The organism is Prochlorococcus marinus XMU1411, from assembly GCF_017696075.1.
Classification (GTDB): domain Bacteria; phylum Cyanobacteriota; class Cyanobacteriia; order PCC-6307; family Cyanobiaceae; genus Prochlorococcus_A; species Prochlorococcus_A marinus_V.
The window spans coordinates 419,734-431,963 of the sequence record NZ_JAAORI010000003.1 but is presented as its reverse complement, the minus strand read 5'-3'; the positions used below and the strand labels follow the sequence as shown (position 1 = coordinate 431,963).

The following is a 12,230-nucleotide window of genomic DNA, read 5'->3' as shown; positions in this document are numbered from 1 at the left end:
CAGCTAACTATAAAGTCAAATTTCTATTTTTAGGTCACTTAAAATCTTAAATTTCTCTTTAATTTTTCTATTGAAATTTTTTATAGATTTTTCATCAAAGGAAATTATTACTAATTCAAGGCCAGCATTATCATTTGGTCTCCAACAATTATCTGGAGCTTCTTCAAACCAAGTATTAATTTTCTTCCCAACAATTTGTATTTGTAAAGGCAATGATTTGTTTGGTATCCAAATACGTCCTTTTATTCGAAGAATGTTTAATTCATCCAAGATTTTTGACATCTCCTTTTCAAAGTCATTTTTTTCAAGGAAATAATTTAATTTAAATGAATCTGATACAAGCTCAACATGATTATGGTCATGTTCTTCCGTTAAAAATTCTTTATAAGTCTCTTTTTTAAAATTAAAGTCAAATAGATAATTTAAATCAATTTTGCCATTCTTAGATTTAAGGACTGGTGTAGATGAGTTAAGACTTCCTTGAATTTTATTTTTTACAACGTCAAATTGATCATCATTTAAGATATCTGATCTTGAAACTAAAACGATATCAGAAACTTCTAGTTGCTCCTCAAAAAGTTCATCTATAGTGGCATTGTGATCAATTTTATCTGTTTCATTATATTGTTTTGTTATTTTATTTAAATCATTAATTGGTGAACCATTAAGCATTGATTCTCCATTAACGATGCCAACAACTACATCAAGATAGATGGAAGACCTAATCTCAGGCCAGTTAAGTGCTTGAATTAAGGGAATTGGTAGTGCCAAGCCACTTGTTTCAATAATTATTGATTCGATAGGAGGATTAAATTCTAGGAGAGCTTTTATTGATGGTACGAAATCATCTTGAACAGTACAACATAAACATCCATTGTTTAATTCGATAACGCAGTCGTCTTCAGATTCATCACATTTATCACAACTTTTAATCAAATCACCGTCAATTCCAACATCACCAAATTCATTAATTATTAAACCAAATTTTTTATTATTCTCTTTTAATAGATATCTTAGAAAAGTTGTTTTACCTGAACCGAGAAATCCCGAAACAACAATAACTGGAATTTTATTTTTCATATTTAATGATTAACAACCTAAGCTATATTCTGTACTCTCTCCTGTAGAACTATTTGTGCCATTAGCAATCGCACATAATTGTTTTTGTTGTGTACGACTAAGAACAGCATCAGTAAAATCTGCACCATCTATTTTTGCGCCTTCAAAATTACTCTCCATTAATAAAGCATTAGTAAAATTAACATCCGAAAGATCAGCATCTGTAAAGTCTGTTGCATAAGCTAATGCATCTCTTAAATTTGCTCCAGTAAACTTTGAGTTTTGCAATTTACTATTATTGAAAACCGCCCCTTCTAAATTACTTTCACTGAAATTAAACCCATTCAAATCAAACTTAACGTATTCGTTACCGCTTAAGTCTTGACCATGCATATCTGGCTCTAAATTAAGGTCTTGCTGGTTTCTAATCTCAGGAGGTCTTTTAGCCCATGCAGAATTTACTGAATTAAAAAATAAAATCCCAACGAATAACAAAGTAATTAATGCATTCTTTAGTGAGGGGAAAACAATTGATTTAATCATAATAAGACTGTATTTTAGAACTTAAGTATTTAAAGTTTGTAAGAGTATCTTAAAGGAAAATATATGGCAATGTCACTAAAGGTTATTGTTCCTCCTCATCCATTAATAAAACATTGGCTTTCAATATTGCGAGAAAAAAATACTCCAAATATTTTGTACTCAACAGGATATGAGCAATTAGGGAAATGGCTTACGTATGAAGCATTACGTAATTGGCTGCCATATAAAAAAGAAATAGTAAATACTGATAATGGAGACGCAGATGGATTCTTTATTAATAATGATTATCCAATAAAAGTGATCGCAATGCTGCCCGAAGGGTTATCTCTTTGGTTTGGATCTAAAGAAGTAATTCCTAATTCAACCCTCTCATTGGGAGAACTTCCTAAAACTATTGAATCAAATGAAGGAGTTATATTTTATTCAGAACAAATAACAACAAAATCAGCAACATTAGAAACTTTAATTAAATTAAAGGAATTAGGTGTTGATTCAAATAGGATTCTTTTAATAACTGCTATTTGCTCAAATAAAGGGTTAAATGAAATTGCTAAATTACTCCCTAAACAGGTAATTTACACTTCTTGCATAGATGAGGAAGACGAAAAAACGCAATTATTAGTACCGGGTATTGGGAATCCTCTATCGCGTTTAAGTACTATATTCCAAGATAAGAACTAATATATAGTATAGGAGTAAAAATTTTACCAATGTCTGAATACAGAGATTCGTCTTCAAATAATCTTTTATCATTAATAAGCGGTGCTTTTATTGGAGCAGCAGGTCTAGCTTGGTGGTTAATATCCGAAGCAGACAAAAGAAAGGAGGAAAAAAAACAAAAAGCAATGATGTATTCTTCCAGAATTCAAGACGGCTCAGAAGCGATTGATTCAAATGAAAATATAAATGAAGTTGAAGGAGAGAATCTGGAGAAGAAAGTTGAGCAACTTAATTCTGCAATTGCTGATGTGAGGAAGCAACTTGAAGAGTTGGGGCAATAGAATAAAAAAGGTTCTCAAATAATATGAATAAACTCAGATCATCTGCAATAACCCAAGGTGTGCAAAGATCCCCTAACAGATCGATGTTAAGAGCTGTTGGATTTAATGATGAAGATTTTAATAAACCTATTATTGGAGTTGCAAATGGATACAGCACCATAACACCATGCAATATGGGTTTAAATAAGTTAGCTCTAAAAGCTGAAGAGTCAATAAAAAGATCAGGTGGGATGCCTCAGATGTTTGGGACTATAACAGTAAGTGATGGGATTTCTATGGGAACAGAGGGCATGAAATATTCCCTAGTTTCAAGAGAAGTTATTGCTGATTCAATTGAAACAGCATGCAATGCTCAAAGTATGGATGGAGTACTTGCTATAGGTGGATGTGATAAAAATATGCCGGGTGCCATGATTGCGATTGCAAGAATGAATATTCCCTCAATTTTCATTTATGGAGGGACAATAAAGCCTGGGAAATTGCATGGAGAAGATCTTACTGTTGTTAGTGCATTTGAAGCTGTTGGACAATTAACATCAGGCAAAATTAATGAAGAAAGGCTAATCCAAGTTGAGAAAAATTGTATTCCTGGTGCTGGTAGCTGTGGCGGAATGTTTACAGCTAATACAATGTCTGCGGTTATTGAAGTATTAGGGTTAAGTCTTCCTCACAGTTCCACTATGGCTGCTGAAGATTTTGAAAAAGAACTAAGTGCAGATAAAAGTGCTGAGATATTAGTCTCTGCAATAGAAAAAGATATAAGACCTCTAGACCTAATGACAAAGAAAGCATTTGAAAATGCAATATCAGTAATTATGGCAATTGGCGGATCAACAAATGCGGTATTGCACATCTTAGCTATTGCGAATACTGCAGGAATAGATATCAATATTAATGATTTTGAGAGAATCAGACAAAAAGTACCCGTTATTTGTGATCTTAAACCGAGTGGTAAATATGTGACGGTGGATCTTCATAAAGCTGGTGGGATTCCACAAGTAATGAAAATACTTTTGAATGCAGGATTAATTCATGGCGATTGCAAAAACATTGAGGGCAAAACCATCTCAGAATACTTACAGAATATTCCAGATAAGCCTCCAACAAATCAAAATGTCATAAGAGACATAGATGACCCTCTTTATAAAAAAGGGCATCTAGCGATATTAAAAGGTAACTTAGCGAGCGAAGGTTCTGTAGCCAAAATTAGCGGAGTAAAGAACCCTGTATTAACAGGTCCTGCAAAGATTTTTGAAAGTGAAGAGGATTGTTTAAAATCGATATTAAATAACGATATCAAAGCTGGAGATGTTGTTGTTATTAGAAACGAAGGTCCTGTAGGAGGTCCAGGCATGAGAGAAATGTTAGCTCCAACATCTGCGATTGTTGGTCAAGGGCTAGGAGAGAAGGTGGCTTTAATTACAGATGGCAGATTTAGCGGGGGTACATATGGTCTTGTTGTGGGTCACATAGCTCCAGAGGCTGCTGTAGGAGGAAATATTGCTCTAATAAAACAAGGTGATTTAATTACAGTAGATGCTGTAAAACAACTAATTGAAGTTGATTTATCTGACGAAGAATTAGAAAAAAGAAAAAAAGATTGGGTAAAACCTATTCAAAAATACAAAAGAGGAATTCTTTCAAAATATTCTAGAATCGTAAGCACATCAAGTTTAGGGGCTGTTACTGATTTATAAATCAGCTCAAATTTATTTTCTTAATCAATAAAACTTTTTATCCTATTTGCTAAATTCTCCAATCTAGCGCTGTATTTTGGTGAGTTGCATTTTTTCCCATTATTGCTATCCATCCATAATGTTTTAACTCCACACCATAATATTGGTTCATCAGGGAAGTTAAGCTTAGAGATTACCAAAACCAACTCTTTATTTGATTTAAAAAGTTCTAATTCAAGATCATAAATTTCTAATCTTTTACCTTCTTTATCTCGACATAAGATATTTACTGTTAAATCAATATCTTCATCTTCGAATTCGTATTCACCATTTTTTTTTACTACAGAATGAACAAAAGGTTTATTTGTTAAATCTGCTGATTTAGCGATTAAGCTCTCTATATTTTTAGGTGGATTTTCAAATAACACTTATTGATTTAATTAAAACTTTTATTGAACCCTGTTTAAACTCATTATTAAGTAATCCATCATCACCGAACTTAGAGTGTAGTAGTTGCAATCTTTTAATTTTAGATGGCTTGAATTTAAATGGAAAACGTACTTTATTAGCTCTTACTGAAGGTTTTAAATCACTAAAAGGAATTTGAACATTTGTTGTCCCGAATTTTTTGGTTGGGAATGATTTAATCCATCTAAGTCCACCTGGAATAAATTCGGTTAGTCCTAGTAGATCATCTTCACAAGCGACAGCAAATTTAAAAGTTCTTCCTTGTCCATCAATATTTAATTCAAAGGATGAATACTCAGATACATTTAAAGAAGGTTTATATATAGACGATCTACAACTAACAAATCCTCCTGCTTTCTCGACAATATTACCCTTTAATATCAAACCCGAATTTGAAATTTCACAAAAAGCTGAACTTGATCCGCCCATAACAGTATCATTTAATGTTTTCCAACCATCGAATTCCTTTTTCTGGAATAAAAATTTTTTCTTACTCATTAAATAATTTAAATTATTAATAGACTTTAACTAAATTTCTAATTCTTTTGCTGATTCCTGATCACAAAATATTGAAATTTGATTAATAGATTTTATTAATTTTGATGGTGTTCTATCTGGTGGCTCTTTTTCATCTAATAACCTCTCAAGAGCAATTCTTTTAGAAGCTCCACTTACTAAAAATACTATCTTTGAAGAAGCTGAAAGAACCTTTGGAGTTAATGAAATTCTTTTTAAACCTTTACCTTCATTAAAAATAACAAAATCATCTACATTATTATTTTTTTGATAAGGGAATAGTGAGGCTGTATGGCCATCGTCTCCAAGACCTAATAATGTTAAATCAAAAGTTGGAGGGTTTGACCCGCATTTTTCAAATAATTTAGAAATAAATTGATTTTTTGTAGCTTCATCATCAGCATTTAAATCATTGAAAATTTCATAAAAAAAAGCTTTAGATCCAAAATTAGTTAACAATGAATTCTTCAACATTAACGAGTTACTCAATTCTGAATTTGGATCAACACATCTTTCATCCCCTAAAAAGACATCAACCATATCCCATCTAAGATCACTTTTTGATAAAAGCTTATAGACAGATTTAGGAGTTGAACCTCCACTTACACAAAATTTGAAACTGTCTTTCTTTTTTAAAGTATGAATAATGTGACTTTCAATAAACTTAAAAACCGCTGTAGATAGCTCTAACTTGTCTTTGTAAATGTTTAGTGTATATCCATTTTTAACCTTTTCAATCATTTCATCCATTCAGTATGAAAACTACCTTCCTTATCAATTCTTTCATATGTATGAGAGCCAAAACAGTCTCTCATTGCCTGAACAAGGTTCTGAGGAAGTCTATTGGTTCTATAACTATTCAAATAATCTAAGGTACTGGATAGACATGGTACTGGTATACCAGCTTTTGTGGATAAAGAAACAACCTTAGCTAAGTTATCTAATCTTGTCGCAATTTGATTATTGAACCAATCATCAAAAATTAAATTTTTTAGATTAGGATCTTTGTTATAAGCATCTTGAATTTTACTTAATAATTTTGATCTAATTATGCAACCACCTTTCCATATTTGAGCAATTGACGGCATATTCAAACCATAGTTATATACTTCAGATGCTTCTCTTAAAATGTCCATACCCTGGGCATAGCTAGCAATTGTGGCAAGGACTACAGCATCAAATAAAGGTTTCATTCCATCTGATATATTTCCTAAATCAAAATCCTCTATCTCTTTAGATGGAATAGTTTTTTCAATCTCACTACGTTGCTCTTTTAAAGAACTCATTACTCTTGCATTTAAAGATGCATAAATAGTTGGGACTGATACCCCCAGTTCTAGAGCACTTACAACAGTCCATAACCCTGTACCTTTCTGGCCAGCTTTATCTAATATTTTTTCCACGACATCATCTCCAGTTATCTCATCTTTTGTATTTAGACAAATCTCTGTTATCTCAACAAGATAAGAAGCTAATTCATCAGTATTATTCCAAATACCAAATACCTCTGACATTTGCTGACCGTTCATACCTTTGACTCTCTTCATAAGGTCATAAGCTTCTGCAAGTATTTGTTCAATTCCATATTCAATTCCGTTATGAACAGTTTTCACAAAATGACCTGAACCTCCTGGTCCAACATATGCAACACATGGTCCGTCTTCTACTTTGGCAGCCATTTTTGTTAATAAGCTTTCTATTGCATCATATGAAGCCTTAGTACCTCCGGGCATCATACTTGGACCCTCTAAAGCTCCTTTGGCCCCTCCAGAAACTCCCATCCCAATGTATCCAAAACTTTTACTTTCAAGAGTATTCACCCTTCTTTCTGTATCTTTAAATTGAGAGTTGCCGCCATCTATTAATAAATCACCTTCCTCGAGATATCCAGAAATATTATCAATGACAGCATCTGTTGCGGGCCCAGCTTTTACCATCATTAGAATTCTTCTGGGTCTCTCTAGCTTATTAACAAATTCTTGAAGAGTTTCTGCTCCTTCTATTTTCTTCCCAAGGCCACGACCTTGTAAAAATTCTTCGGTTTTTGAGTAAGTCCTATTAAAAACTACACTAGAAAATCCATTTCTCTCTGCGTTAAGAACTAAATTTTCGCCCATAACACCAAGACCTATTAAACCAAAATGTGCCTTGGACATAAAAAATTAAAAACTCAATAAATACAGTGTGCCTGCAACTCAACAAAATTGCTCAAAAAAAATACTTATGTCAGCGAAAAATGATGGAAAAGATTTAAATAACAGTTCCGTTTGCAATAGTTGCATTTTTAACTACTACGACAATTCCATTTCTGATATAAAAGCCTAATTCTGGCTTATCTGCTTCTTCTACTCGATCTTTATTAATGATCACGACATTATCGCCAATTCTTGTATTCTTATCAAGAATTGCTCTTTTTACAGTAGTTCCTTCACCTACTCCAAGAGGCGTTCCGCCCCCTTTTCTTAATTCAATCCTCTCTTCAGGAGATTCAAAGAAATCGGCTCCCATAACAAGAGTATCCTCAAGAACAGAGTCACTTTCAATCCTGCTTCTTACACCTAAAACACAGTGTAAAATACTGCATGCCTTTAAGATTGTACCTTCACAAACAATTGAATCAGTAATTTGAGCATCTACAAGTTTAGAAGGTGGTAAAAATCTAGGTCTAGTATAAATTGGAAATTTCTCATCATAAAAACTAAATGGAGGTTTTGGTTGCTCAGTCAATGCAAGGTTTGACTCAAAGAATGCCCCAATTGTGCCGATATCTTCCCAATAATCATCGAATACATAACTTTTAAGAGTATCGCCTCTATTGAGGGCTTCTGGAATTATGTCCTTACCAAAATCCGTATAATTAGGAAATTTATTTAGAAGATCGAAGAGAGTATTTCTGCTAAAAACGTAAATCCCCATAGAGGCTAGATATGGTTTTTCGGCAGCTGACTCCTTACTTAATCCAAATTTTGAAGTATCTACGGCCATTGCCTTCAACTTCTCTCCAGAAGGCTTTTCACTGAATTCTTTTATATTTCCTACATCATCGGTTCTCATGAGGCCAAAACCTTCTGCTTGGGCTTCATCAACAGGCAAAGCTGCAACAGTTAAATCCGCTCCATTATCTCTATGATGTTGAACAAATAAACTGTAGTCCATTCTGTACAGCTGATCACCTGACAATATTAAATATTCATCAACATCCCATTCTTGAAATAACCATTGGTATTTTCTTACAGCATCAGCAGTACCTTCAAACCACTTCGGACTATCAGGAGTCTGTTGTGCAGCTAAAACCTCCACAAATCCTTGGCCAAAAGGGCCATTTAAATTATAGGTTCTTCCTATATGTCTATTTAGAGATGCACTATTGAACTGGGTCAATACGTACATTTTTTCAATGCCTGAATTTATACAATTACTAATCGGTATATCTATCAAACGATACTTACCTGCCAATGGCACAGCAGGTTTAGCCCTCATTTTTGTTAGAGGGTAAAGTCTAGAACCTTTTCCTCCTCCGAGGATTATGGCCAAAACACGCTTCATTCAATCTAATGGAGGTAGATATACAATTACTTAAAGTAACTGATTATGGGCATATTTAGAAATACAAATGGTCAGTTTACAAAGGTATTTCGATAAATCACTAGAAAAACTTAATATAAATCAAAAAAAGTCAGTTATTTTTATCCTCTTCTACCAAGGAAAACAATTTTTCAACAATTTTCAAAGAAACTTGTCTTTCTTCTCTTGATTGAGGACTTCTCAACTTGGTGACTGGCGTATGAAGTATTTTATTAATTATTCCTTTAGTCAGAGCTTCCACAACTTTTCTTTCTCTAGCTGAAAAATCTGGTCCCATTCTGCTAAGTGCTTTTTGCAATTCCTCTTTTCTAATTAACTCCAAATCTGATCTAAGTTTATTAATTACTGGAACGGCCTCTAAACTTGCCCACCATTCTAGAAATATGATCCTTTCTTCTTCTACTAAAGATTCCGCTTCCTTTGCTATTTTCTGTCTAAATTCTTGATTTCTTGAAACGACCTCTTGTAAGTCATCAACATCAAATGATTTAACAAATTCATGTTGTTTGACATCATTAGATATATTTCTAGGTACACCAATATCAATAAATTTAAGTCTATTACTCAAATTTATTTTTTCAATTTTTGTGAGATCAATAATTGGCTCTTCAGAAGCAGTACTGGTGAAAACAAGCGAAGATAATGAAATGTTTTCTTCTAATTCGTTTAACCCTTTACAAACAATCTCTAAATCAGGGAAGTCTTGAGCAAGATTTAATGCTCTATCAATATTTCTATTTAAAAGGATAAGTTTATGACATCCTTTTGATTTTAAATGAGTTAATAAAAGCCTACTCATTCGTCCGGCGCCAACAACAAGAACGTTCTCTGATTCCAAACTTACAAGATTATCAAAACCCTTTTCTTGTCCAATTTTTAATTGAGCTAGTTCTACCGCTGCTGAACTGATTGACACAGCTCCAGTTCCTAAATTTGTTTCGGATCTTACTTTTTTACCTGTACTAACTGATTGAGTTAATAATCTATTAAGAATTGGTCCAGTAGATTGATTCTCTTGACCTAATCTCATCATTTTTTTTACCTGCGAAAGGATTTGTCCTTCCCCTAAAACGAGGCTATCGAGTCCTGCCGAGACTTTCATCAAATGCAAAACTGCATCTTCTTGTTTAAAGCAAAAAAGATGTGGATTTAAATCTTCAAAAACAATTCCAGAATATTCTGATATGAATTCTTTAATAGATGAAATTCCAGTATTTTTATCCTTTACTAGCGCATATATTTCCAGCCTATTACAAGTACTTAAAATTGACACCTCTAATACATCAGAGAAAGCTTTTAATGCTTTCAACGACTCTGTTATGGATTGGTCAGGAATACTCAACTTCTCACGCACTTCGACAGGTGCCGTGCGATGACTCAGTCCGACGACAACAATATGCATAAAATCAAACGTAAATTTTTAAAGGCTGATACTCTTAGCACCATCTTTTATATGGACAGTATTTGTGAACCTTGCAGTACTATCTAATGTACTAATAACTAAACTACTTGTTCTAACACAATCCCTTTCAAATTTAACTCCGTCAAATAATAATCCATCAGTTATTCCACTTCCAGCGAAAACAACATTTTCTCCCGATGCCAATTCATTTGCTTCATAGATTTTATCTATATCTGTTATGCCCATTTCATTAAGACGTTTTATATTTCCTTCTTTTGTGTAATCAGCCCATTCAGAAGTTTGAGCGATTGCCGGATCATAAACTAGTTGTCCTTGAAAGTGTCCGCCGAGAGCTCTCATTGCAGCAGCTGAAATAACACCCTCTGGAGCTGCACCTATACCCATCAAGCAATGTGTTCCAGTTCCTGCAAAACCGCATGCAATGGCAGCTTGAACATCACCATCAGAAATCGGTTGTACTTTTGCACCACATCCTCGAATCTCTTTAATTAAATCTTTATGTCTAGTTCTATCCATTACAACTACAGTAAGCTCATTAATAGAAAGGCCCAAGCAATCACTTAGTATCTTCAAGTTTTCAGTAGCTGAATTTCTAATATCTACTTTACCTTTGGCCGCAGGAGGCGCTGCTAATTTGTTCATGTAAAAATCAGGCGCATTGAAAAGACCACCTGTATCAGAGGCAGCTAAAACCGCCATAGAACCTCTTTGATTATTTGCACAAAGATTTGTTCCTTCACAAGGATCTACTGCAAAGTCAACCCCTGGGCCATTTCCACTGCCAACCTCTTCACCTATATAAAGCATAGGTGCTTCATCTCTTTCACCTTCTCCAATAACAATTTTCCCTTTCATTTCAATTTTGCCCATTCGCAATCTCATTGCTTCTACAGCTGCAGCATCAGCTTCATCTTTTTGACCAAGTCCTGTTAGTTTTGCTGAGGCAATAGCAGCTTGCTCGACAACTTCGAGAATTTCTTGAATTAAAGTTTGATTCACAATTAAATTTTGAGGATTTTCTTAAAGGTTTTGAGTATGATCTCATAAAAAATGTCATTTTTTATAAGAATTATTATGCTAGTAAGCTTTTTTTAACTCTTTACAGGTGATACTTTATCAGGCCGTGACTTGAAATTAGGAATAAACAACTAAATATAGTATCTTTATTAAATATTTTAAAAATTAAATGACTGAGTCAAATCAAACAATTTTAGCTGGGGTTAATAGACCAATTCAAATAATTCCTTCAGTTTTACCAGCAGATTGGGCAAATATGGGGGCATGTGTGAAAGAGCTCGAGGAAGCTGGGGTAGATAGAATTCAATTTGATGTAATGGATGGGAATTTCGTGCCAAATCTTACATTTGGTCCTGAAATGATTGCGGCGTGCAGGAAATATTGCAATGTCCCTTTTGAAACTCAATTAATGGTTAGTCAATACAACTGCGAAACAATGCTTGAATCTTATGTAAACGCTACAAAGGGAACGAATGGTGAACCAGGAGTAGTAATAGCTCATGCCGAAGCAAATATTCATTTGCATAGAGTTCTCGGAAGGATAAGAGACCTGGGAGGATCTCCTTCTGTTGCATTAAACCCTCATACTCCTTTTGAAATGATTAAAAACATAATGGATATGGTTGATCATGTTTTAGTTATGACAGTTAATCCAGGCTTTGGTGGACAAGCTTATATACCAACAATGCTTAATAAAATCAGAGAAATAAGAAACTTTGTTATCGAAAAAAACTTAAATGTTGACATTGAAGTTGATGGGGGAATAAAAGCAAATTGGACTATTTCACAATGTGCAGATGCTGGAGCTAATTGTTTTATTGCAGGTAGTGGAATGTTTGCTTACCCAACATTAAAAGAAGGATGTGATGACTTGAGAAAAGTTGCACTAGAAGCTCAAAAGGGGAATGTTCTTTCTGAACCTCAATAAATATTCTGGGAGAT

Annotated in this window: 13 protein-coding genes; 4 read left to right on the top strand and 9 right to left on the bottom strand. The window is 33.8% G+C overall.

Features of this window, described 5'->3' with window-relative positions:
* Positions 1-15: 15 nt before the first annotated feature.
* Together HA145_RS04135 and HA145_RS04130 are read right to left on the bottom strand one after the other, a co-directional pair.
* Positions 16-1,080, bottom strand: coding sequence for a GTP-binding protein (locus tag HA145_RS04135; protein ID WP_209127978.1), 1,065 nt, complete (start codon positions 1,078-1,080; stop codon positions 16-18).
* A 9-nt stretch (positions 1,081-1,089) separates the two neighbouring features.
* Positions 1,090-1,602: a pentapeptide repeat-containing protein gene (locus HA145_RS04130; RefSeq protein WP_011862813.1), complete on the bottom strand. Its 513-nt coding sequence runs from the start codon at positions 1,600-1,602 to the stop codon at positions 1,090-1,092.
* A 63-nt stretch (positions 1,603-1,665) separates the two neighbouring features.
* Between HA145_RS04130 and HA145_RS04125 the strand changes: the two genes are divergently transcribed.
* Genes HA145_RS04125 through ilvD form a run of 3 tightly spaced genes read left to right on the top strand, consistent with a single transcriptional unit; the run spans position 1,666 to position 4,300 of the window.
* The gene (locus tag HA145_RS04125) at positions 1,666-2,283 is read left to right on the top strand and encodes a uracil phosphoribosyltransferase (protein WP_209127977.1); all 618 of its coding nucleotides are present in this window, start codon (positions 1,666-1,668) and stop codon (positions 2,281-2,283) included.
* A gap of 29 nt (positions 2,284-2,312) precedes the next feature.
* Entirely contained in the window at positions 2,313-2,603 is a 291-nt protein-coding gene (locus HA145_RS04120; protein ID WP_011376338.1) for a hypothetical protein, read from the top strand.
* A gap of 23 nt (positions 2,604-2,626) precedes the next feature.
* Positions 2,627-4,300 carry a dihydroxy-acid dehydratase gene (ilvD, locus tag HA145_RS04115; RefSeq protein ID WP_209127976.1) on the top strand — a complete coding sequence of 558 codons (1,674 nt, stop codon included), beginning with the start codon at positions 2,627-2,629 and terminating at the stop codon, positions 4,298-4,300.
* Between the two features lie 20 nt (positions 4,301-4,320).
* Here the strand turns inward: ilvD and HA145_RS04110 are convergent, their stop codons facing one another.
* The 7 genes from HA145_RS04110 to glpX form a co-directional block, all read right to left on the bottom strand.
* Positions 4,321-4,707, bottom strand: coding sequence for a coat-like protein (locus HA145_RS04110; RefSeq protein ID WP_209127975.1), 387 nt, complete (start codon positions 4,705-4,707; stop codon positions 4,321-4,323).
* Positions 4,697-5,245 carry a CIA30 family protein gene (locus HA145_RS04105; protein ID WP_209127974.1) on the bottom strand — a complete coding sequence of 183 codons (549 nt, stop codon included), beginning with the start codon at positions 5,243-5,245 and terminating at the stop codon, positions 4,697-4,699. The genes HA145_RS04110 and HA145_RS04105 overlap by 11 nt, the downstream gene beginning before the upstream one ends.
* A 30-nt stretch (positions 5,246-5,275) precedes the next feature.
* Positions 5,276-6,013, bottom strand: coding sequence for a 6-phosphogluconolactonase (gene pgl, locus HA145_RS04100; protein ID WP_209127973.1), 738 nt, complete (start codon positions 6,011-6,013; stop codon positions 5,276-5,278).
* Complete coding sequence (gndA, locus tag HA145_RS04095; RefSeq protein ID WP_209127972.1) at positions 6,001-7,419, bottom strand: NADP-dependent phosphogluconate dehydrogenase; 1,419 nt, start codon at positions 7,417-7,419, stop codon at positions 6,001-6,003. The genes pgl and gndA overlap by 13 nt, the downstream gene beginning before the upstream one ends.
* Before the next feature lie 94 nt (positions 7,420-7,513).
* A complete protein-coding gene (locus HA145_RS04090; protein WP_209127971.1) occupies positions 7,514-8,809 on the bottom strand; it encodes a glucose-1-phosphate adenylyltransferase in 1,296 nt (431 codons plus the stop codon).
* 130 nt (positions 8,810-8,939) lie between these two features.
* Entirely contained in the window at positions 8,940-10,250 is a 1,311-nt protein-coding gene (locus HA145_RS04085; protein ID WP_209127970.1) for a glutamyl-tRNA reductase, read from the bottom strand.
* A gap of 18 nt (positions 10,251-10,268) precedes the next feature.
* Positions 10,269-11,270: a class II fructose-bisphosphatase gene (glpX, locus tag HA145_RS04080; protein WP_025922321.1), complete on the bottom strand. Its 1,002-nt coding sequence runs from the start codon at positions 11,268-11,270 to the stop codon at positions 10,269-10,271.
* 187 nt (positions 11,271-11,457) lie between these two features.
* Between glpX and rpe the strand changes: the two genes are divergently transcribed.
* Positions 11,458-12,216 (top strand): ribulose-phosphate 3-epimerase, encoded by a 759-nt coding sequence (gene rpe, locus HA145_RS04075; RefSeq protein ID WP_209127969.1) that lies wholly within the window; start codon positions 11,458-11,460, stop codon positions 12,214-12,216.
* The last annotated feature ends 14 nt before the right edge of the window (positions 12,217-12,230 follow it).

Bases quoted from the DNA above. Each gene is read 5' to 3' on its own strand.
- gndA (WP_209127972.1), bottom strand. From the start codon at position 7,419: ATGTCCAAGGCACATTTTGGTTTAATAGGTCTTGGTGTTATGGGCGAA.
- HA145_RS04085 (WP_209127970.1), bottom strand. From the start codon at position 10,250: ATGCATATTGTTGTCGTCGGACTGAGTCATCGCACGGCACCTGTCGAA.
- ilvD (WP_209127976.1), top strand. From the start codon at position 2,627: ATGAATAAACTCAGATCATCTGCAATAACCCAAGGTGTGCAAAGATCC.
- HA145_RS04125 (WP_209127977.1), top strand. From the start codon at position 1,666: ATGGCAATGTCACTAAAGGTTATTGTTCCTCCTCATCCATTAATAAAA.
- HA145_RS04105 (WP_209127974.1), bottom strand. From the start codon at position 5,245: ATGAGTAAGAAAAAATTTTTATTCCAGAAAAAGGAATTCGATGGTTGG.
- HA145_RS04130 (WP_011862813.1), bottom strand. From the start codon at position 1,602: ATGATTAAATCAATTGTTTTCCCCTCACTAAAGAATGCATTAATTACT.
- HA145_RS04090 (WP_209127971.1), bottom strand. From the start codon at position 8,809: ATGAAGCGTGTTTTGGCCATAATCCTCGGAGGAGGAAAAGGTTCTAGA.
- pgl (WP_209127973.1), bottom strand. From the start codon at position 6,013: ATGGATGAAATGATTGAAAAGGTTAAAAATGGATATACACTAAACATT.
- rpe (WP_209127969.1), top strand. From the start codon at position 11,458: ATGACTGAGTCAAATCAAACAATTTTAGCTGGGGTTAATAGACCAATT.
- HA145_RS04135 (WP_209127978.1), bottom strand. From the start codon at position 1,080: ATGAAAAATAAAATTCCAGTTATTGTTGTTTCGGGATTTCTCGGTTCA.
- HA145_RS04120 (WP_011376338.1), top strand. From the start codon at position 2,313: ATGTCTGAATACAGAGATTCGTCTTCAAATAATCTTTTATCATTAATA.